This is a genomic window from Corynebacterium sp. MSK074, assembly GCF_030229735.1.
GTDB lineage: Bacteria > Actinomycetota > Actinomycetes > Mycobacteriales > Mycobacteriaceae > Corynebacterium.
Genome location: NZ_JASPIX010000010.1, coordinates 39,915 through 61,012 on the forward strand (window position 1 = coordinate 39,915; position 21,098 = coordinate 61,012).

21 protein-coding genes are annotated in these 21,098 nt (G+C 61.5%); 4 read left to right on the forward strand and 17 right to left on the reverse strand.

What is annotated here, in order from left to right:
* Positions 1–81: 81 nt before the first annotated feature.
* From hpf to QP965_RS08955, 7 genes are all read right to left on the reverse strand, one after another.
* Complete coding sequence (gene hpf / locus QP965_RS08925; protein WP_284766734.1) at positions 82–726, reverse strand: ribosome hibernation-promoting factor, HPF/YfiA family; 645 nt, start codon at positions 724–726, stop codon at positions 82–84.
* 144 nt (positions 727–870) lie between these two features.
* Positions 871–1,392, reverse strand: coding sequence for a ComF family protein (locus QP965_RS08930; protein WP_284852689.1), 522 nt, complete (start codon positions 1,390–1,392; stop codon positions 871–873).
* 141 nt (positions 1,393–1,533) lie between these two features.
* A complete protein-coding gene (gene lpqB / locus QP965_RS08935) occupies positions 1,534–3,267 on the reverse strand; it encodes an MtrAB system accessory lipoprotein LpqB (protein WP_284844704.1) in 1,734 nt (577 codons plus the stop codon).
* A gap of 2 nt (positions 3,268–3,269) precedes the next feature.
* Positions 3,270–5,039 (reverse strand): MtrAB system histidine kinase MtrB, encoded by a 1,770-nt coding sequence (gene mtrB, locus QP965_RS08940; RefSeq protein ID WP_479957931.1) that lies wholly within the window; start codon positions 5,037–5,039, stop codon positions 3,270–3,272.
* Positions 5,040–5,128: 89 nt separating this feature from the next.
* On the reverse strand, positions 5,129–5,821 hold the full coding sequence (gene mtrA, locus QP965_RS08945) for an MtrAB system response regulator MtrA (protein ID WP_005322406.1): 693 nt from the start codon (positions 5,819–5,821) through the stop codon (positions 5,129–5,131).
* 3 nt (positions 5,822–5,824) lie between these two features.
* Positions 5,825–6,439 (reverse strand): dTMP kinase, encoded by a 615-nt coding sequence (locus QP965_RS08950; RefSeq protein ID WP_284844703.1) that lies wholly within the window; start codon positions 6,437–6,439, stop codon positions 5,825–5,827.
* Between the two features lie 81 nt (positions 6,440–6,520).
* The gene (locus QP965_RS08955; protein WP_179387511.1) at positions 6,521–6,874 is read right to left on the reverse strand and encodes a DUF4259 domain-containing protein; all 354 of its coding nucleotides are present in this window, start codon (positions 6,872–6,874) and stop codon (positions 6,521–6,523) included.
* A 247-nt stretch (positions 6,875–7,121) separates the two neighbouring features.
* On the opposite strand from QP965_RS08955, the gene QP965_RS08960 reads away from it, so the two are divergent.
* Positions 7,122–7,910, forward strand: coding sequence for a hypothetical protein (locus QP965_RS08960; protein WP_284844702.1), 789 nt, complete (start codon positions 7,122–7,124; stop codon positions 7,908–7,910).
* Positions 7,911–8,152: 242 nt separating this feature from the next.
* Here QP965_RS08960 and manA read toward each other — a convergent pair whose 3' ends face one another.
* Both manA and QP965_RS08970 read right to left on the reverse strand, forming a co-directional pair.
* Positions 8,153–9,382, reverse strand: a complete 1,230-nt coding sequence (manA, locus tag QP965_RS08965) for a mannose-6-phosphate isomerase, class I (RefSeq protein ID WP_284844701.1) — start codon at positions 9,380–9,382, stop codon at positions 8,153–8,155.
* A gap of 6 nt (positions 9,383–9,388) precedes the next feature.
* Positions 9,389–10,411 carry an exopolyphosphatase gene (locus QP965_RS08970; RefSeq protein WP_284844700.1) on the reverse strand — a complete coding sequence of 341 codons (1,023 nt, stop codon included), beginning with the start codon at positions 10,409–10,411 and terminating at the stop codon, positions 9,389–9,391.
* Positions 10,412–10,452: 41 nt separating this feature from the next.
* Here QP965_RS08970 and cobA point away from each other — a divergent pair, with 41 nt between their 5' ends.
* On the forward strand, positions 10,453–11,190 hold the full coding sequence (cobA, locus tag QP965_RS08975; protein ID WP_284844699.1) for a uroporphyrinogen-III C-methyltransferase: 738 nt from the start codon (positions 10,453–10,455) through the stop codon (positions 11,188–11,190).
* A 106-nt stretch (positions 11,191–11,296) separates the two neighbouring features.
* Here the strand turns inward: cobA and QP965_RS08980 are convergent, their stop codons facing one another.
* From QP965_RS08980 to QP965_RS08995, 4 genes are read right to left on the reverse strand one after another with little or no spacing between them, the layout of a single operon-like run.
* Positions 11,297–12,346, reverse strand: coding sequence for a sulfite exporter TauE/SafE family protein (locus tag QP965_RS08980; RefSeq protein WP_284844698.1), 1,050 nt, complete (start codon positions 12,344–12,346; stop codon positions 11,297–11,299).
* Positions 12,340–13,026 carry a sirohydrochlorin chelatase gene (locus QP965_RS08985; RefSeq protein WP_284844697.1) on the reverse strand — a complete coding sequence of 229 codons (687 nt, stop codon included), beginning with the start codon at positions 13,024–13,026 and terminating at the stop codon, positions 12,340–12,342. The genes QP965_RS08980 and QP965_RS08985 overlap by 7 nt, the downstream gene beginning before the upstream one ends.
* Before the next feature lie 11 nt (positions 13,027–13,037).
* The gene (locus tag QP965_RS08990; protein WP_005322420.1) at positions 13,038–13,289 is read right to left on the reverse strand and encodes a hypothetical protein; all 252 of its coding nucleotides are present in this window, start codon (positions 13,287–13,289) and stop codon (positions 13,038–13,040) included.
* A complete protein-coding gene (locus QP965_RS08995) occupies positions 13,286–14,962 on the reverse strand; it encodes a nitrite/sulfite reductase (protein WP_284844696.1) in 1,677 nt (558 codons plus the stop codon). Before QP965_RS08995 ends, QP965_RS08990 begins: the two co-directional genes overlap by 4 nt.
* Positions 14,963–15,214: 252 nt before the next feature.
* On the opposite strand from QP965_RS08995, the gene QP965_RS09000 reads away from it, so the two are divergent.
* A complete protein-coding gene (locus tag QP965_RS09000; RefSeq protein ID WP_284844695.1) occupies positions 15,215–16,570 on the forward strand; it encodes an FAD-dependent oxidoreductase in 1,356 nt (451 codons plus the stop codon).
* Here QP965_RS09000 and QP965_RS09005 read toward each other — a convergent pair.
* Entirely contained in the window at positions 16,567–17,934 is a 1,368-nt protein-coding gene (locus QP965_RS09005) for a phosphomannomutase/phosphoglucomutase (protein WP_284844694.1), read from the reverse strand. The two genes, QP965_RS09000 and QP965_RS09005, sit on opposite strands and share 4 nt — an antisense overlap.
* A gap of 54 nt (positions 17,935–17,988) precedes the next feature.
* Positions 17,989–18,456 (reverse strand): DUF3499 domain-containing protein, encoded by a 468-nt coding sequence (locus QP965_RS09010; RefSeq protein ID WP_284821735.1) that lies wholly within the window; start codon positions 18,454–18,456, stop codon positions 17,989–17,991.
* Positions 18,457–18,552: 96 nt separating this feature from the next.
* Here QP965_RS09010 and QP965_RS09015 point away from each other — a divergent pair, with 96 nt between their 5' ends.
* Positions 18,553–19,023 (forward strand): metallopeptidase family protein, encoded by a 471-nt coding sequence (locus QP965_RS09015; protein ID WP_005322429.1) that lies wholly within the window; start codon positions 18,553–18,555, stop codon positions 19,021–19,023.
* 79 nt (positions 19,024–19,102) lie between these two features.
* Here QP965_RS09015 and QP965_RS09020 read toward each other — a convergent pair whose 3' ends face one another.
* Positions 19,103–19,351, reverse strand: coding sequence for a WhiB family transcriptional regulator (locus QP965_RS09020; RefSeq protein WP_005528147.1), 249 nt, complete (start codon positions 19,349–19,351; stop codon positions 19,103–19,105).
* A 565-nt stretch (positions 19,352–19,916) separates the two neighbouring features.
* Positions 19,917–21,011, reverse strand: coding sequence for a mannose-1-phosphate guanylyltransferase (gene manB / locus QP965_RS09025; protein WP_239278732.1), 1,095 nt, complete (start codon positions 21,009–21,011; stop codon positions 19,917–19,919).
* Positions 21,012–21,098 lie beyond the last annotated feature (87 nt).

Sequence of the window (21,098 nt, forward strand, 5' to 3'; positions counted from 1 at the left end):
GCGCCCCCTCCCCTAACCAAAAAAATCGACCCCGCTGCATACACGCAGCAGGGTCATTAACTAAGAGAAGTAGAAGCTTCTTTAAGCTTCAGCGTCTTCCGAGAGGGAGATAATGCCGTAGTCGTAGGCATGGCGGCGATACACCACGGACGGCTTATTGTTTTCCTCATTGATAAAGAGGAAAAAGTCGTGGCCCACCAGCTCCATCTCGCTCAAGGCATCATCCACGCTCATCGGGGTAGCCGGGTGCTCCTTAGTACGGACGATCTGGCCTGGCCGAATGTCCTCAACGGTCTCAGCATAAGGGTCAACGTAGCGCTCTTCCTTTGCACGCTCAGCCTCGGCCTGAGCTACCATTTCAGCGGCAATCTCACCGGTTCCCTTCTGCGCACGGTGACCGCTCTTGACGTTTTCGCGGCGCACCTTCACCTTGCGCAGGGAGCGCTCCATCTTGCCCAAGGCGGTTTCGAGCGCTGCGTAGAAGGAATCTTCCTTGGCTTCAGCGCGGGCAATGTGACCCTTACCGGTAGCGGTGATCTGGATGCGCTCCGCTTCGGAGTCGCGGCGCGGGTTTGGTTCGTGCTGTAGCTCCACATGGAAGAAGGTCAGGGTGGGGTCAAGGCGTTCAATCTTGGCCAGCTTGTCATTGACTCGCTCTTGGAAGTGATCGGGGACCTCGACATTGCGGCCCGTAATCGTTACCTGAGCTTTGTTTGGCTGGGACATTGAGATGCCTCCCTTGAGTAGTGGGGACTAGAATCAATCACAGTAACTATCTCTCTGTGACACCCCTCATGATAGCACTGGTTATGACCTTTGCGAGAGATTTTTAGGCAACTCCCCTACCTCGAGGGTGGGTACCACCCCTATCTAGGCATCCGCAAAGACCAAAGCCCCGCAGACTTCTACACCCGCGGCCTGCAGGGCGGCGATGCTCGCGGCGAGGGTAGCACCGGTGGTAATGACGTCGTCGGCAAGCAGCGCAGGCGCCTGAGCACTGGGCACGCGCACGCGGACTCGGCCCTGCAAGTTTGCCCACCTATCCTGGGCACTGAGCTCGGACTGGTCCGCGGTGGACTGGCCCATAGCAAGCGCCGCGCACACGCCCACGCCCTGGTGCTGCGCCGCGGCGTGACACACAGCGGACACCGGATCTCCCCCGCGTGCCCGCGCCGAACGCGGCCGAGTAGGAGCGGGAACGAGAGTGAATTCGCGCGGGATATCGCCGCGGGCGCTCAAATGGGCCAGCCCGGCTGCGAAGACGGCCCCCACATACTCGCGAACCGGCCGATTGCCTCGCTCCTTCATACCAATGATGATACGGCGGCGAATATCGGAATAGGGGCCGAGAGCATAGACGGGCGCGCCCAGCGGCCGGGGTCGCGCCACCATGTAGGGCGGCTGCCGCAAGTGATCGCGGCACCGAGGACACAAAACCTCGCCCGGCGCGCCGCACCCAGCGCACGCGCGCGGAAAAATAAGCTCCCCCAAGCTCATAATTGCCTCTCCCCAGCCGCACAAGCCCTCTGGCGGCTAATTAGAAACGATAGGGGAAGAACGCCGACCCTGCAGACCGGAGACCTCGCGCCAATTGGTTTCGTCCATGACGGTGGAGGGAAGCTCCAGCATGGCGTGCGAATCAGTAATAAAGAGCTTGGTAGGCGAGGTTGCCACGGCCACCACAGGGGCGGTGATATTGCCGGTGGGCATGGTCGAGGCCGAGGAACCATCCTGCTCGATGCGCCATACGGGCGACTGGCTCGAGGAGGTACCCACGATAAGCGAGCCATCCGCATTCCAGTCCAGCGAAAGTGCCGAACCGGATACTTCAGGGCCTACCTCGCGGGCATTGACGATGCGCTTATCGCCGCTGCTGGATTGGGCAACGGCCGCGATATACACGTGGCCATCAATGATCATGGCCACGCGCGCACCGCTATGGGACAAGCGGATAACGGATATTTCGCCCTCGATATCGTCGATGCTGCGGGCATCCACCTCAGATTCGGAGATGCGGCCTGTGGTCTTGGAGCGCACCACGCGCACGATGCGATCACCATCGACCACGGTCCAGGCGGCTTGCCCGTTGTACTCGAAGGTCGGCCGTGCCAGTGTGGGGCCTTCCACCGAATCCTGCAGCTGGCCATCAAGCTCGCCAATCTGCAGCGAGAAGTCATTATTGGATTTGCGGCGCACTGCCGCTACGAGGCCGCTATCGGCAACATCTACGGATTGCACATCACCGCTGCTGCCCAGCGTGGATTTCACGGGCTCGGCCACACCATCGTCCACCTCGAGCAGGTTGCCCTCATTGAGGGCGTAGAGCTTAGACAAAGAGGTGCTGCTTTCCTCCGGGTTATAGTCCGCGAAGTCATCCACGCTCAGGCTATCCATGCCCTCCACCAAGTCACCGCCATCGGCCTTGACCTTGAAGGGGCCGGTATGGCCGGCTTCCGTAAGCGTCCACACCAACTGGGACGCAAAGAGCGTGCGATCATGGGAGTCCAAATCAGCAAGGCCCTCGAATTGGTAGCCCTGTTCACGGTCATAGCCGGCGAAAGTGACATTCTCCCCTGCTGCCCGCCGGGTAGCGGGCGCAATGCTGGCTGAAGGCCCCTCCATCAACAGCGTGATGAGCGTCGACTCCGATTGTTCGCCACCCTTGTACAGCCAGCGGCGGTCTGGAACCAGCACATCGTCACTCTGCTTAAAGAAGTACAGCGATTGCGGGGTGTAGTGATTGCGCATTTCATTGCGCTCCATTACTACTCCGGCCGGCAAACCATCGACGCGCCACCTATCGTCTTGCATTTTCATGTAGATGACGGCCTCGTAGCCCTCATTTTCCGGCACGTACGCACCGCCGGATTTCAGGCGGCCGATGATGGTGCCGCGCACCGTGAAAGCGCGCTCATTGTCCCTCGAGCTTTGCTTACTTGCGGGAGCGGTAACGATGTCCAGGCTATCGACTACCATCACATCACCGCTGGCGTCCCAGGCTTCGCGAGCGTTATCGGTCAGAAAGCCGCGCGCGACCTCATGGTCGTTTCCCGGCACGGCGGAAGCCTGGTAGAAATCGCGCAGCGTCAGGTCCGGGTCATCGCCGGGTTGCGGTGCAATGACTTCCTCAGGGCCATCCTCTTGCTGTTGGTAGGTACCGACTACTTGCGGGCCGGTGTTATTCGGCAGCGTGGAACAACCGCTGACGAACAGCACGGCCGCTGCGGTGCCGACAACCGCGGTCTTGCGATAGTTCGCTCTCAACACGCTTATTTCCTCCTACCCTCAAAGTCCGGGGCCTTATAGGCGCGCCTGTCCGGGGCGGCCGCGCCGCGGTTAAGCTCACGTTCCGAAGGCCAGAGGATGCCATCGCCTTCTACCTCACCATCGGCGTCCCTGTCACTCTTCTCGACGTGCGGTGAGCTCATGCCGGATGAAATGGCCGGCGTTGCAGAAGCGGGCCCGCCATCCGGCTCGGCGGCGCCTGGGCCCGGTGCTTCTGCAGCTGCAGCATCGGGTTCTGGTCGCGATTCTGCCAGCTCACTACCATCCGCAGTGCTGGTGACGGGTGCGCCGGGAATCTCCACAGCGATGGGAGCCTCGCCCACCTCGGTATTCGGGGTACGTGGAATAATGAGGCGGAAGCGAGAACCAAATCCCTCGTAACCGGTGGCATCTAGCGTGCCGCCGTGCAGGACGGCATCCTCGCGGGCGATAGCCAAGCCCAAACCGGTGCCGCCAGAATGGCGTTTGCGGGAAGAATCCGCACGCCAGAAGCGGTTGAATACCAGCTCTTCCTGGCCAGGTTTTAAGCCCACGCCATGGTCCGTAACGGTAACGCCCACCGCAGTGTCCGTGGCTGCGATGTCTACCGCCACTGGATTGCCCTCCGAGTGGTCAATGGCATTGGCCAGTAGGTTGCGCAAGATGCGCTCAAGGCGGCGGGAATCGGCCTCGACTCCGATGCGCTCCTCCGGCAGGTTGAGCTGGACCTCCACGTCGAGCTCGCGGGCCAAATGCTCCACCTGCCCGTAGGCCGCCTCCACACACGAGCGCAGATCAATGGCTGCCGTAGACAAATCCGCCACACCAGCATCGTGGCGAGAAATCTCCAGCAAGTCCGCGAGCAATTCCTCGAAGCGGTCGAGTTCGCTCGACATCAAGCGGGAAGCGCGCTGGGCGCCGTACGGCAGGCTATCGCTCTCCGCCTCAATCATGTCCGCGGCCATGCGCACGGTGGTCAATGGGGTGCGCAGCTCATGGGAGACGTCAGAAGTAAACTGGCGCTGCAAATCGCCGTACTCCTCCAGCTGTGCAATTTGGGAGGAAAGCTTATCGGCCATGTTATTGAAGGACGCGGCCAAGCGACCCATCTCATCATCGCTATCGACGGCCATGCGCTCCTTCAAATGACCCGCCGCCAAGCGCTGCGCAATGCGCGAGGCCGAGCGAATTGGCGTAATTACCTGCTGGGTAGCTAGCCAGGCAATGCCCACCAGCAGCACCACGACGACCACACCGGCCGCCGAAAGCAGACCGCGCATCAACGCCATGGTGGATTCTTCCGATTCCATGGACAACGCCAAGTAGACCTGCGTATGGGGAATATCGGTATCGGTAGGCGTGCCTACCAGCAAGGCGTTGTAGTGATCACCATTTTCGCGCGGCGCCGGGAAATACTGCTGCGCAATCTGGCCTTGATCCACCATCTCCCGCAACTGATCCGGCACCGGGAAATCCTCGGGCGAAGTGGTAACAGAGCCATCCTGGTTTTCCACTACGATGACTGGCTCATAAACCGTCTGGGTATCGCCCGGCTGGGCGGAGAGCTGGCCCAACGCAGCACGCGCAGAGTTAATACGTACCTGGACGGAGTTAGCAGAACTGGTGGCATCGATCTGCTGTTCCACGGCCGTGCGGGCGCGCTCCAGCTCCTGTTGGGCCACGTCTTCTTTCTGGCTGACCAGGCGCTGGGTGAGCACGGACACCAACGCGTAGGCCAAGATGATCATGACCACCGAGGAGGCGACCAAGATCATGCCAATGACGCGCGCCTGCAAAGAGGTGCGCCACGTTGTAATGAAGGCGTCTCGAATGCGCCTTAGCCGCTCAATGATGCCGATGATCCTTACTCCCCGGCGCCGGCCTTGCCGGTCTTATACCCCACACCGCGCACGGTCAGCACAATCTGCGGATCTTCCGGATCGTGCTCGATCTTGGCACGCAGGCGCTGGACGTGCACGTTTACCAAGCGGGTATCAGAAGCATTGCGATAGCCCCACACGGATTCCAACAGCGATTCACGCGTGTGTACTTGGCCGGGGCGGCGCGCCATCTCCAGCAGCAGGTCAAACTCCAGCGGGGTCAGGTTCAGCTCGGTGCCATCGGTGCGGCGAACGGTATGTTCCGGCACATCAATGACAAGGTCCGCAACCTCCAGGATTTCAGATTCCGCAGAATCGGTGCGACGCAGGCGCGCACGGATGCGGGCGATGAGTTCCTTGGGCTTGAATGGCTTGGTGATGTAATCATCCGCGCCGGATTCAAGGCCGAGTACCACATCAACCGTATCGGTCTTGGCGGTCAGCATAACGATGGGCACGGAGGATTCACGGCGGATGGCACGGCAAATATCTACGCCGTTCATGCCCGGAAGCATGAGGTCCAACAGGATGAGGTCCGGCTCGTGCTGCTCAAAGGCAGGCACGGCGTCATTGCCGTCCATGACCGGAATGGGCTTGAGTCCCTCGGACTCGAGCACAATGGTCAGCATCTCTGAGATAGCCGGATCGTCATCGACAACCAAAATCTTGGGCGCCACGTTCTATTCTCCTACAAGGTCTTTTATCGCTGAAATAATAGTATCCGCATCGGCGGTAGCGATCCAGCGTCCACCCCAGCCCGCATCTGCCAAGCGCCGGTAGGCTGCGGCGGTGCGTTCTTGCAACCCACCATCGCGTTCGTAGCGGTCGCGTTCCCGGCTGGCGTCTGCTTGGGCTCGTGCCTGCGCTCTTTCCGACGCCACCTCTACCGCCGTATCCAAATACACCTGCAGGTCCGCCTGCGGCAGGCCGAGAGTGCCAAATTCCAGATCGTGCACCCACTCCATCACCGCATCGTCTTCGAGCCGCGCCGCCGAATACGCGGCATTGGAAGCCACGTAACGATCCAGGAGCACCACAGTGTCCGAATCCTTGGCGCGCTGCAGCTGGTCCTTTACGCCATAGCGATCCAACGCGAATAGCGTCGCCATGGCATAAGCCGAATCCGTGAGGTCGCCCATCTTTCCATAGAGTGCCTTCTGCGCTAGCTGCGCGTGAATCGAGTCTGCATAGCGCGGAAAGGCAATAACCTCTACGGGCCGGTCCAACGACTCCTTAAGTGCGGAGACCAACGTATTTTTACCGGCACCGTCGATGCCTTCGATGCTGATCAGCATAGGTGTGGGCTATCTTCCCTTCTGTTATTTCACCCGCGGGGCCGCTCTCGCGCGGCCGCTGCCGCGGGCAGCAGGTTCGGCTTAGGACAGGGCCTCAATGAATGGCTCGAGGTCATATTCTTCCTCGACGTTTTCAAGCACCTCGAGGGCATTTTCCGTCAGGGTCTCGCTGCCAGAGCCCACCAGTTCCCTAATATAGGGGTAGTCTTCGACTACTTCGCCTGCGCTAAAGGGCGCACCAGCCCAAATGGCAGCAATGGTGGCCGCCGCTTGAGCATTCTGCTCCTCTTCTTCGCTGAGTTTTGGCTTGCTGTGTGCGACCTCGCAGGCATCCTCGACGGCGCGAATTACCCCTTCTTCATCGAGGTTTGCCATCTCGTCCAAGAAATCGACGTTGAGGTCCGTGCTGAAAATATTTTCGTCCCAAGTACTCACTTTTTGACTCCTTCGGTGCTTTCAGCGCCATTTATACACGCTTTCTTAGTGAAAGAAAGAAGACGATGAAAAGGTTTGCATGGCCTTCTACGCCCGTGAACTGCCTTTTTGTGTACTTATCACAGAATTGCGACGCCGTCGCAATGTTTCCCAAACATGATAGTCTCGTTACCAACTTGTTACCGGGGCGCTGTATCGCCCTCCTCCTTGGGCTGAAACCGCCCACCTCATAGAAAGGACAGCCACGATGAAGCCAGATTCGCGCCGCGTCTACGTGTTCATTGTGGCCGGACTGATCGCCGCGGCCGTCGTCGGAGTCGCCGTCTGGCGCATGAGCTCGCCGAGCGCTAACTATTCCAACGCCGCGGATCAGTCCGCGACCACCTCCGTCTCCCCGACCCACACCGCGGCCGAGGAGACCACCACTTCTTCCACGGACCGTTCCCCTTCAAAGCAGCACTCCACGCACGCTACGAGTTCCACCGCCTCGTCTGGCGATTCCAAGCATCAGCAGCCGCACAACAACGATCCGTTTCTCGCCCCTAATGCGGTAGTGCGCCCACAGGCGGCAACCCAGCCCACCAAGGTCTATCGTCCAGAAAACATCTCCCCGCAGGGCACCACCTCGCAAAGCAATAACACCACCCAAGGTGGTCAAGGTACCGGCCAAGGCAATCAGCGTCTGACACCCGATTACCCGGGCAACCAGAACGGCTCGCAGACTACTGGTGCCCCGCAGAACAACCAGGGCGGCACCACCCCGCCGGCCACCACTGGCCCGTCCACTCCACAGCCTTCGCCTGAGGAGCCTTCCGTGCATGAAGATGCGGGCAAGATTACCGACGCCCCAGCCCAGGAGCCAGCTGGCACGGAGCACCACACGGTCGAAAAGGCAAAGGAAGAGAAGCCCACCGGCCATGCCGCTGCGAAGCGACCTTCCGCCGATCAGAACCAGGAGCCAACCGACCTGGTGCCAACCAAGCAGGCACCGGTCACCGCCCAGCAGGCTCCGCGCGAAGCGGCGCCTACGCGCTAATTCGGAGCCAACTCTCGGCGTAGACGAACAAAACAAGCACGTTTCCTCGATTCTGAAGTCAGAAATCGGGGAAACGTGCTTGTCTTGTATGCGCTGGAATGCGGTCATTACGACGCAGCCACAATATGCGCCAAGAATTGGGCAGAGCAGGCCGCAACGCGGCTGTAATGAAGACTGAAAAGCACGCTTCGCTTGAAACCGGAGGGCGGCGGCGAAGCGTGCTGGTGTGGGCTAAACGCGGACTAGGCGCGGGCGACGAAGAGGTCCGCGGTGTCGGATTCCGCATTAGCAGTAACGAGGCCCTCGGCAGCTGGCAGCCAGACGGCTTGGCCTGGGGTCGCGGTGAGGGTCTTGCCCGCAGCATCGGTAAAGGTTACGGAACCTGCGGTGCACAGGGCGATGGTCGGGCCATCGTAATCAAGATCCACAGAAGACGAACCGGTGAGCTCCACGCGGTCCAGCAGGAATTCCTCGATGGGTACTGGGTAGGACCATGCGGCGGCATCGTGGACATTGTCCTGGGCGGACTTATCTTGTTGTTGCACACGCGGCTCGTCGGCAGCGGCGTAAGTCAAGACCTTGACCAGCTCTGGAACGTCAACGAACTTTGGCGTCAGGCCACCGCGCAACACGTTATCGGAGTTCGCCATGATCTCCACGCCGAGGCCGGAGACATAGGCGTGGAGCTGGCCTGCGTCTAGGTAGACGGCCTCGCCGGGCGAGAGCTCGATGTGGTTGAGCAGCAATGCGCCCAGCACGCCAATATCGCCTGGATAGCGCTGATTGAGATCCAGCACCGTAGACATGACACGGGACTTCCAATCGGCCGAGTCCGCGGCGATGAGGCGCTCGCCGGCGGCAACAATGGCGGAAATGAGCTCCTTGCGCTTGGCAGACGGAATGGTAATCCACGTGGTGAAAAGGACGCGCAGGTTGGCGGACTCGGTGGTTGCCGAGGGGTCGTCGTCCAGCATGGCAACGTAGTGGTCCAGCTCAGGGCACTCGAGGGCGGCAAAAAGCTCGCGAGTGCGTGCCAAGGGGCGGAAGCCGGCCATGGCATAGAAATCCGTGAGCGCAACAATCAGCTCGGGCTTGTGATTATCATCCTTGTAATTGCGATTAGACGCGGTCAGCTCGATGCCGGCGGCGTTTTCGCGGGCAAAGCCCTCTTCTGCCTGCGCCTTTGACGGGTGCGCCTGCAAGGACAGCGGCTCCTCGGCCGCAAGCACCTTGAGCAGGAAGGGCAGGCGCTCGCCGTACTCGGCAGAAACGCGGCCGCCTAGCTGCCCTGCCGGATCCTCTGCAATGACCTCATTGAGCAGGCGGCCATCCACCGTGGAAGGGTCGCCGGGGTGAGCGCCGAACCACAGCTCTGCGACGGGCTTATCGGCATCGGGCTGGCCCTGCAGGTGCGGGATAAGGGTACGCGAGCCCCAGGAATAGTTGCGGGTGGCGCTGTGCAACAGCTGCATGTGTTTCTATCCTTTAGAAATCTCGTAGGCGGTCGCGGCAAAACTCCGCGTAATAAGCTGCAGTGAGCGGGCAAGATGCCCCAGGCCCGGTTCCGGGTCGATACTGCGGACTGCAAGCGAGTTGGGCAGGTTCGCCTCTTCCTGCCCCCAGAAAACCACCTTCAAGGGTACCAAAGCGCCCTCGACACCATCGCCATCAATGAAGGGGTCATAAAAGAGATCATTAGCCGGGGAACTATCAGAATCCCGGTCGAGCGCGCGACGCAATTCGGCTGGGTCCACATAAGCGCTCGGCAGGCCGTGTACGGCCCAGATGGTCGTAGCCATGCGGGCCACGAGGGCGTCGAGCTGCACATGCTCGCGACGATCGGAATAGGAGTAGGGGTCGAGCACGCAGGAATGGACGATGCGGGCGCCGTCGATAAATTCGCGCAATTGGCGGCCTGGATTAGTAGTGGCATCGCGCTCGGGAGAAAGCTGCGCAAGCTCGCGGTCCACGGCCGCCGCAAGGTCCTCGAGGGTCTCCTTCACCACGGTCGGGCCCTGATAGAGCAGGCAGCACAGCGCATGCAGGGCGGCAATGCTGCGCGCGGGCGAGCTCCCCTCGGCCGTCGGCAAGCAAGGGGTGACGAGCGTATCCTCCGGGCAGTCCTCCACCAGCGGGCCCTTGGCCGGCCCGATGAGCACGGTGGTGGCACCGCGCTGGCTGGCAGTAATGAGGGCGCGCGACGCCCAGTCGCACTCGCCGGGCTCGCCGACAACCACCACCACGTCCAGAGCCCCCACGTAGCGCGGGAGTGATTCAGTGACCACAATCGGGATCCGCAGCGGCTCGGCTAGGCCAACGCCTAGGTGGGCGGCTTGGCGGGCAATCGCGTCGGTGGGGATAATGACCAGCGAGCGGGGATTGAGCCCGCTGAGAGCCTCGCCCCAGCGCTCCACTTCTCCAGCCACCAGGCGGATTTGGGCGCCTTCGTGCGCCACATCAAAAAAGCGCACGGTTTCGGCATCATAATTACCGGTATCCATGTGGCCCAAGCATAGTCGGGCGCCCACTAAGATGAAGTCCTATGACTTCCGCACAGATTCATCCCGTAACCCTGATTGGCGGCGGCCCCGGCGCGTGGGACCTCATCACCGTGCGCGGCATGCGCGCCCTGCAGGATGCAGAGGTTATTCTTGCCGATCACCTGGGACCTACGGCGCAGCTCGATAAGCTGTGTGATATTTCTTCCAAAGAGCTTATTGACGTCTCTAAGCTCCCCTATAAGAAGTCAATCTCGCAGGAAAAGATCAACGAGCTGCTCATCGAGCACGCCCGTGCCGGCCGCAAGGTGGCCCGCCTTAAGGGGGGCGATCCTTTCGTCTTTGGGCGCGGCTTTGAAGAGGTGCAAGCGCTGGCGGAAGCTTCGATTCCTACCACGGTCATTCCGGGCGTAACCTCCGCCATTTCCGTTCCTGCGGCCGTAGGAATCCCGGTAACCCAGCGCGGCATTGTCCACGGATTCACGGTGGTCTCCGGCCACCTTCCGCCCGGCCATGAGAGGTCCTTGGTGGACTGGGCAGCGCTCGCTCGCTCTGGCGCCACGCTGGCTGTCATCATGGGCGTGAAAAATGCCCCGGCGATTGCTAGTGCGCTTATCGGAGCCTCCCTCTCCCCCTCCACTCCCTGCGCCATCATCCAAGAGGGCACGCTTTCTACCGAGCGCGCCTATCGTTGCACCTTGGGTACCTTGGCGCAGACGATGGCCGAGCACGAGATCTCCGCGCCGGCGGTCTACGTCATCGGCGAGGTGACCGGGCTGTAGCACCCCTAAAGGCCTTCAGGGTCCGCGAGGCCAACTTGTGGCCGCGCTCTACCCCACCGCAGTTGGAGTTTGGCCCGTATCGTGGCCAAAGGTCGCGGCGGAAGTGCTACGCGCGGTCAGCAGCGGGGCTTTCGGGCGCCTTATCCTGCACGATGGTCACGTCGGACTTGCGCGAGCCGTGGACGCGGTGGGCGGCAGCGACGCGCTCCGGATAATCCGGGGCATGGAAATCCGCGTGGGCGGCTTCCTCAGCGTTTTCGGCTTCCAATTCCGCCGCACGCGCACGCCTGGTACGCAACGCGCCACGAATGGTGGCGGCTACGCCGGCCGCGACCACGACAGCGATGACAACCGGGGTAACTGCTGCAGGCACTGCCCAGCCAAAGTACGTCTCGGCACCGCCGATAACTTTGCTGATATTCAGGCCCACGATGGCCGTGCCCACCAGTCCGCCGAGCAGCACAGGGTTGATGCGGGAGATAAGCCACGCAGCGATGGGCGCGGTGATAGCGCCGCCGATAAGCAAGGCAAGGACTGCGGCCAAGTTAGCGACAATATCGTGCCAGAGCCCCACGATAAAGCCTGCGGTAGCGCCGAAGGTCACTAGGAACTCAGCGGCGTTGACCGTACCCACGATGCGGCGCGGCTGCTCGCGGCCGATGGCCATGAGCGTGGAAGTCGACACCGGGCCCCAGCCGCCGCCACCGGTGGAATCGACGAATCCGCCCACAAGGCCAAGGCCGGCCAGAAACGGCGTGGAGTGGGTGCGCTTATAGGCGGAGCCACGGCGGCGCGGTTGGGAGAAACGCCAAATGAGGTTGGCGCCGATGCCGACCAAGATGAGTGCGGTCACTGGCGCGGCCGCCGCGGTGGAGATATTCGACAGCAACGTGGCGCCCAAAAAGGCGGCGATCCCGCCCGGCACGCCGAGACGGACTACAGTTTTCCAATCCACGTTCCCGAAGCGCGCGTGGCTCAATCCGGAGATGGCCGTGGTACCCAGCTCGGCGGTGTGTACGACGGCCGAGGCCTGCGCGGGGCCAAGGCCGGCAAGAAGCAGCATGGTGGTAGACGTGACGCCAAAGCCCATGCCGATACCACCGTCCACGAGGTTGGCGGCCGCCCCGGCGAGCGCGATGAGGATGAGGGTTAGCATGGCGCGAACACCTCCTGTGCGGCGCGACGAGCGTGGTGAAAGCGATCTGCAACGAGGCCCGCGAGATCAGTGCCGAGAGGGCGGTCGACGGTCGCGGGAACACCCGCCAACCGGTCTAGGAGCAGGCCCTCGGTCACGAAGAGCGGAATAACGCGTACGCGAGAGGGGTCTTGATGCTCGCGGCACAAGGACACGATCCCTTCGCGACCACCGCGGGTGGCGAATTCCACCGCCGTGGGCACGCCGGTGAGCGCGAAGGTGCGGTGGGCTAGCTCACGGATGGCATCGTTAGCCGCGGTATCGGAGGAACCGACGGAGTAGATGACCACATGGGCATCGCCAGGCCGGGTACGGGAGGCGAGCACGCGGGCGAGGTCCTCGCCGGTGCCGAGCCCTGGGGCGAGGTGGAGGGAAAGGTGGGAGGTTTGGGAGGCGTCGGCAAGCGCGCGTGGGACGTCCACGCGCTGGTGATAGCCCTGGGTAAAAAGCAGGGGAACCACAATGGCCTCGGTCTCCCCTAGCTGGGCGAGCTCGAGCGCGGCCGTGGTGAGGTCGGGCTCATTGAATTCCAGGTGCGCGGCGCGGGCTGGGCGCAGACCCGCGACCTGGGTCAAACGCTCAATGCCGGCCGCGGCGCCCGGGTGCCGCGAACCGTGGGACAGGGTAATAAGTGCGGGCATGGGGCGCATCCTTAAGCCTGCGGTGCCGTGGAGTGTCCGCGGCGGGCAAGCGAGCGCTTCAATGCCTCGTTGGAGGACACGGCCGGTGCGGGGGCTACCGGGGCATCGTCTTGGCCGTGAAAGCGCACGGAGAAAATCCGCAGGCACTCCTGGCACTTCCAGGCAAAATCATCTTCCTCATCCGGGAAGAGGTCGGTGCCTGCGCAATACGGGCAGAAGCTGGGATGGTTGCGGTTGGGGTTGGGCTGGCGGCGAAAATTCACTGCAAGTCCTCCTCCTTGGCACGCAAGACCCAGTGGCGGAATTGCTCGCCGTCCTCGCGCTGCTCTTTGTATTTATTGACCAAGCGAATGACGTACTCGGGCACCTCATCGGCGACGACCTTGTGGCCGCGCAGCTTACGGCCCCAGTCCGGGGACAAGCCAAGGGCGCCACCCAGGTGGACCTGGAAACCCTCGACGCGGTTGCCCTCGGAATCAGTAACAATCTGGCCCTTCAAGCCGATGTCCGATACCTGCGAACGCGCACAGGCGTTGGGGCAGCCGTTGAGCGCGATGGAAATCGGCACGTCCAGATCGCCCAAGGTGTCTTCCAGAATGTCTACCAACTCGATGGCGCGGGCCTTGGTGGTCACGTGCGCGAGCTTGCAAAATTCCAGACCGGTGCAGGAGATGACGCCGCGGCGGAATTCGGACGGCTGGGAGTACAATCCGGTCTCATCCAACGCGCGGGAGAGCGCCGGAATGTCTTCTTCCTCCACATCGAGGAAGAGCAATTCCTTCATCGGGGTGGTGCGGATGCGACTGATGCCGAACTTTTCGGCCACATCCGCAATGGCGATGAGCTGCTCGCCGGTGGCGTGGCCCACGGTAGGTTTGACGCCGACGTAGAACTTGCCATCCTTCTGGCGGTGCACGCCAAGGTGATCACGGGAGCCAGGCTCGACCTCCAGGGGGATGCCATCCAATAGCGGCGCGTCTAGGTATTCTTCCTCCAGCACTTGGCGGAACTTCTCGATGCCCCACTTGGCTACCAAGAACTTCAGGCGGGCACGATTGCGATTGCGGCGGAAGCCGTAGTCACGGAAGATGCCGACCACACCGGCCCAGACCTCCGGCACGCGCTCTAGGGGAACCCAGGCGCCGAGGGACTGCGAGAGCATCGGGTTGGTGGATAGGCCGCCGCCAACGAAGCAATCGAATCCCGGGCCGTACTCGGGGTGGTTCACGCCCACGAAGGCTACGTCTTGAATCTCATGCGTGACGTCCTGACGGGAGTTGCCGGAGATAGCGGTCTTGAATTTGCGCGGCAGGTTATGGAATTCCTCGCGTGGCAGGTAGTTATTCTTAATCTCTTCGATGGCTGGGGTGGCATCGATAATCTCGTCCTCGGCCACGCCGGCAACCGGAGAGCCCAAAATGACGCGCGGCACATCGCCGCAGCCCATGAGCGTGCTCAGCCCCACAGACTCGAGCTTGTCCCAAATGGTGGGCACATCCTCGATTTGAATCCAGTGCAACTGGATATTCTGGCGGTCCGTAAAGTCCGCCGTGGAGCGGGCATAATCGCGCGAGATCTCACCGACGGCGCGCAGCTTGGCAGGATCGGCACGGCCGCCGTCGAAGCGCACGCGCATCATGAAGTACTCGTCCTGCAGTTCCGCGTTAGATAGCTTGGAGGTCATCTCACCGCCCAAGTTCTGGTTGCGCTGTGTATAAAGGCCCAGCCACTTGAAGCGAGGGGCTAGGTCATCGGCCGGGATAGAGGAGAATCCCTGCTTGGAATAGATATCGATGACGCGCTGCTTGGCAGAAAGCCCGCCGTCTTCCTGCTTAATGACCTCATCGTTATTGAGGGGCTCGGTACCGTCAATCTTCCATTGGCCTTCGGGCTTTTTGGCGCGGGGCGTGCGCTTGGTATTAGTCGCGGTGGTCATGGTGTAGATCTCAACCTGCCTTTCCAAAGTATTGAAAGACAACCTACCCGTCTAAAATGAGCAGACAAATCGGTCTTTTTTATTTTCAAGTAAAAAATCGCCGTGAACTGCATGAACGGCAGTATGTTTTTAGAATCTAATTCAACTCCTTGCCGCAACCTAGACTAAACGGTTCAATTGCCAGAAAGATAAGCCACAAAAATGAACCTAGCGGTCTAGACCCCGCGATAGAGAGAAAGGCATTCGCACAGCATGAATCAGCCCTTGAAGGTAGCCGTCATCGGCGCAGGCCCAGCCGGCATTTACGCCTCCGATATCCTGGTGAAAAAGACCGGCGGCGAGGTACAGATTGACCTCATCGAGCAGATGCCCGCACCCTTCGGCCTCATCCGCTACGGCGTAGCGCCGGACCACCCGCGCATTAAGGGCATTATCAAATCCTTGCACCGAGTGCTCGATACCGAGCAGATTCGCCTGTTGACCAACGTGCACATCGGCCGTGACATCACCGTCGACGAGCTACAGCAGCACTACGATGCCGTAGTCTTTGCCACCGGCGCCGTGGGCGACCGCCACCGCAATATCCCTGGCGCGGACTTGGACGGCGTGCATGGCGCCGGCGAGTTCGTGGGCTTCTACGATGGCAACCCGCGCTTCGAGCGCGACTGGGATCTCTCCGCCAAAGAGGTGGCGGTCATTGGCGTGGGCAATGTGGGCCTTGACGTCTCCCGCATCTTGGCCAAAACCGGCGATGAGCTGAAGGTCACCGAGATCCCCGATAATGTCTACGAGTCTCTGGCCAAGAACCAGGCTGAGACCGTTCGCGTCTTCGGCCGCCGCGGCCCGGCGCAGGCCAAGTTCACCCCGCAGGAGCTCAAGGAGCTGGACCATTCCGAGTCCGTTAATGTTGTGGTCTCCCCCGAGGACATCGACTATGACGAAGCCTCGCTGGCCGCGCGCCAGGAGAGCAAGTCCACCGATTTGGTGTGCCAGGTGCTCGAGCAGTATGCCATCCGCGATCCCAAGGAGGCGCCACACACCCTGCAGATCCACCTCTTCGAGCAGCCGGTAGAGATTTTGGGCGAGGAAGGCAAGGTCAGCGGCATCAAGACCGAGCGCACCGTCCTCAATGGCGATGGCAGCGTGCACGGCACCGGCAAATTCACCGAATGGCCGGTGCAGGCGGTCTACTTCGCCACCGGTTACCGCTCCGACGCGGTCGATGGCGTGCCCTTTAACCAGGACAAGAACGTCATCAATAACGATGGCGGCCATGTCATCGATGCGGCCGGCGCGGTAGTGCCGGGCCTCTACACCACCGGGTGGATTAAGCGCGGCCCAGTGGGCCTGATTGGCAATACCAAGTCCGATGCCACGGAGACGATTGGCATGCTGCTTGCCGACGCCGCTTCTGGCGCCCTCCCCTCCCCCTCCAGCGCCGCGGATATCACCGAAGTCTTTACCGAGCGCGGTATCGATTACCTGACGTGGCAGGATTGGCAGCGCTTGGACGCGGCCGAACGCGCGCTGGGTGAGCGCGAGGGCCGCGAGCGTAAGAAGTTTGTGGAGTGGGAGGACATGGTCTCCCACTCACGCGCCGAAGTTTAGCGGCGAATGATGGCAAGGACCTCGTCGACGATGGACTGCACCTCGTCGGCGGTCTTTGCCTCTACATTGAGGCGCAGCAGCGGCTCCGTATTGGACGCGCGCACGTTAAACCATGCCTCGGTTCCCTTGAGCTCGACGGTCACGCCATCGAGCTCATCGACGGAGTCAATCTTATCCGCCAGCTCATCCAGTACCGCCTGGGTAGCGGCCTTCTGGTCCTCCACGGTGGAGTTGATCTCGCCGGAAGCCTCATAGCGGGAGTATTCCGCCATGAGTTCGCTCAGCGGCTTATCGGACTGGCCCAGAGCGGCCAGCACGTGCATCGCAGCAAGCATTCCGGAATCGGCGTTCCAGAACTCCTGGAAGTAGTAGTGCGCGGAGTGCTCGCCGCCGAAGGCGGCCTTGTGCTCGGCCATCTGCGCCTTGATGAAGGAGTGGCCCACGCGGGTGCGCACCGGGGTGCCGCCCTTTTCCTTAATGAGCTCCGGCACGGTCTTGGAGGTAATCAGGTTGTGGATGATGGTAGCGCCGGGGAACTTCTCCAGGTAGCGCTCAGCCACCAGTGCGCAGATGGCAGACGGAGAGACCGGCTGGCCCTTTTCATCCACCACGAAGCAGCGGTCCGCATCCCCGTCGAAGGCCAGGCCAATATCGGCTTTCTGATCCACGGTGAACTTCTGCAGGTCTACGAGGTTCTTCGGGTCCAAAGGGTTAGCCTCGTGGTTCGGGAAAGTGCCATCGAGCTCGAAGTACAAATCGCGGACGTCGAAAGGCAAGCCATCGAAGACGGCCGGCACGGTGTGGCCGCCCATGCCGTTGGCGGCATCGACAGCTACGACAAGCGGCTTGGAATCCTCCAGCGGTACCAGCTTGCGCAGGAAGTCGGCGTAGCCGGCCAGAATCTCCTGCTCGGCAATTGCGCCCTCGGTGCCGGTGAACTCCGGGGTGCCGTCGATAAGCATCTGCTTAATCTGCTCTAAGCCGGTCTCCTGGCCCACCGGTACCGCGCCGGCGCGGCAGAGTTTAATGCCGTTGTACTTGGCTGGATTATGAGAGGCGGTAAACATAGCGCCCGCACACTCCAGGGAACCGGCGGCGTAGTAGAGCTCGTCGGTAGAGGTTAGCCCCAGCAGGGTCACGTTGAGGCCCTGCGAGGTCACGCCCTCAGCAAAAGCGCGCGCCAGAGACGGCGAGGACGGGCGCATATCGTGGCCGACTGCCACGGTATTTTCGCCTTCTTCCCGCAGGATGGCGGCAAACGCGGCGCCCGTATCGCGCACGAAGTTCTCATCGATATCTTCGCCCACCACGCCACGGACGTCATAGGCCTTAATTACTGCATCAAGATGCTCACGAGTTCGCATAACCTGCAATAGTACTCCCGCTCGCTGGGAAATTACCGCACCACGGGGTTCGTGTCAGTCCTGTTCCGGTTCCGCGGGCGCCGATTCATCGGGCACAACGGAAAGATGTGCGCGGCGCGCCTTTTTGGCATAAGCCACGCGACGGGTGCGAAAGACCGGGTGATTCGAATTGGCGGGGTCTGCCCCATCAAAGGTGGCGGAGTAGTCGATTGGGTCGGCACCGGAGCCGGCGCTGCGGTCATCAACCAAGCCGGTGGTCACGCGGCCGTCTTCCTTGACTGCCTCTGCCAAGGCCATCAGGTCATCTTCCTCATCCAGCTCGATGCGGTCCACGCGGACCAGTTCCCAGCCCACTGGGGCGGAGATGCGGTCGCGGTGGGTGGCGCACAGATCCCAGCTGTGTGGGTTCTCCTCTTCCGCCAGCGGGCCGACGACGGCCGTCTGGTCCGCGTAAGCGTAGGTCAATGTCGCCACGGCGGGGCGGCCGCAGCCTGGGCGGGAGCAATGGCGAGAAATAGTCACAGCGCATAAGTCTAAACCCTTGGTTGAGATTTAGATAGTCTTCGCCCCGGCGTGGCTCCGCTAAATCCAGCCCGGCAGCACCTTAGAATCAAGGTCATGACCGCCGCTCGCCCGCATATCCGCCCCGCCCGCGACCGCCACGGCCACGGCATGCGCGGACCTCTCCTTCCCCAGCAGACCCCGCGCTACCGCAGCGCGCGCGAGCACTTCGACATGGCCGTATTGGAGGCCTATGCCCCCATCCAAAACGCCTTCGCACCACAATTGCGTGGCCTCGACTTGGCCGTAGACACCATCCCGCGCATGCGGCTTTCTCCCGATATGACCGTACTACCGGATGAGATTATCGCCGATGGCCCAGTTCCCCTTGGCCGCGTGGTTCCCGCCGGTGTAGATTCCGAGGGCCAGCCCACCCGCGCGCGCCTGGTCATCTTCCGCATGCCCATTGAGCAACGTGCCTCTACCCCGTCCGAGCGTTCCGAACTCCTGGGCACCGTTATTACCGCGCTGGTGGCCAACTACCTCAACTTGGACCCCGAAGAAGTGGACCCGCGCTATAGCTGGTAGCCCCAGTAGGTTTCGCGGCAGCAGAAAAGCCCCTGGCTGCACATTGCGTGCTAGCCAGGGGCCTCACTGGACACCTCAATTATCCAATCTCGCGTTTGAGACGGCGGCGCTCACGGTCCGATAGCCCGCCCCAAATACCGAAGCGCTCATCGTGCTCCAGCGCGTACTCCAAGCATTCATCGCGTACCGCGCAGGCCTGGCAGATGCGCTTGGCCTCACGGGTAGAGCCTCCCTTTTCAGGGAAGAATGCTTCAGGGTCGGTCTGTGCGCACAGCGCCTGGTCCTGCCACTCCTGCTCGACGGCACCGAAGAGTTCATCGAGCGACATCTCTGCAGCAGCACCGCCACGGAGAATGGCGTTGTTATTAGCCATTTTGTCCACGCCTTTTCCTTTCTCCGAGGTTGGGTAATTCTCATCAGTGCGACCGACTGTACACCACATTCCCCTTGGGCAACCCCGCCGGGATGGTGTGGAAGTAACGGCGCCGGCCGCTGTTTCTTTCACTGATGTAATTTCACACCGGATCACTAAATATCGTCAACCCGAATTGGCGGCTTCTTCGCGCTTTCCGGCAAAAACGCAGCACACGATCCCCATCCGTCACATCTGTAACAACTGATCCCCTATGGGGGTGTAGGTAGGGGGTACTACATGTAGTGGTACCCCGTTTTTCTGTCAACAATTTTCAGGAAATTCCGGCGTGTCGCGCGCACAACGCCGCAAAGAAGGGATCCACCCCCTCCGCGCCCGCACTGATTCCGCACCATGTCGGCCGTTGCGGACAGGCGGGCTCGGTGGCCCATAAAAAGAGAGGCCGAACCGAGGCTCCATTGTCCTCAGTTCGACCTATGTCAGCTGGACCTAGTGCAGTGCCCAGACCACGGCGAAAGCGTTAAGCATCGGAGCTAAAACGCACGCCGGCATCGGGGATGGAAACGCCGGGGAAGACACGCATGCCGTCGAGAAGCTCGCAGCGTGCGCCGACGTGGGCACCTTCACCAATGACACAGTTCTCAATGACCGCGTTGGCGCCAATGTGGGCGCCGGAGGCAATGATCGAGTTGTGGATGATGGCGCCGGGCTCAATGCGCACGCCGTCGAAGACAACGGTGCCCTCCAGGCGGGAGCCCGCGCCCACCTCGGAGCCACGGCCCACGGCGGTACCGGATAGCAACAGCACGCCACCGGCGATTCCGGCGGAAGGATCTACCAGGGATTCACCAGTCTTGCCCTCAATCAGCGGGGAAGGCGCGATGCCGCGTACTAGGTCGGAGGAACCACGGGTGAAGTCATCCGGGCGGCCCATATCGCGCCAGTAGGAGTTGTCTACGTGGCCTACAACCAGCCGGCCTTCAGCCAAGAGCCCTGGGAAGGTTTCGCGTTCCACGGAAACAACGCGGTTGGCCGGGATGGACTCGATGACGGAGCGCTTGAATACATAGCAACCGGCGTTGATCTGGTTGGTTGGCGGATCCTCGGTCTTTTCTAGGAACGCAGTAACTCGGCCGTTGGAGTCGGTCGGCACGCAACCAAACGCACGCGGGTCAGCCACGTTGAGCAGGTGCATGGTGACATCGGCGTCTTTGTCATGGTGCGTGGTGAGGATGCCTTCCAGATCCATGCCGGAGAGCACGTCACCATTGAAGACCATGACCGTGTCATTGCGCAGCTTGTCGTAGACGTTGCGGATGCCGCCGCCGGTGCCGAGCGCGGTCTCTTCCACCACGTACTCGATTTCTAGGCCCAGCTCGGAGCCATCACCGAAGTACTCCTCAAAGACCTCGGCCTTATAGGAAGTAGACATGACGACGTGCTCGATGCCGGCGGCCTTGATGCGGGCGAGCAGGTGCTGCAGGAACGGGTAGTTTGCCGTCGGCAGCATCGGCTTCGGCGTACCGATGGTTAGTGGGCGCAGGCGGGTGCCGCGGCCGCCGACGAGAATCACTGCATCCGTGCTGGCACCGTGGGTGGTGGCTGCTTCAGTCATAGTCTTCCTTATGTATGCGGACAGTTTTATTCTGTGATTTTCTGAGGGACAGTGTAGAGCGTATGGCGCGCAATCCAGTTCAACGGC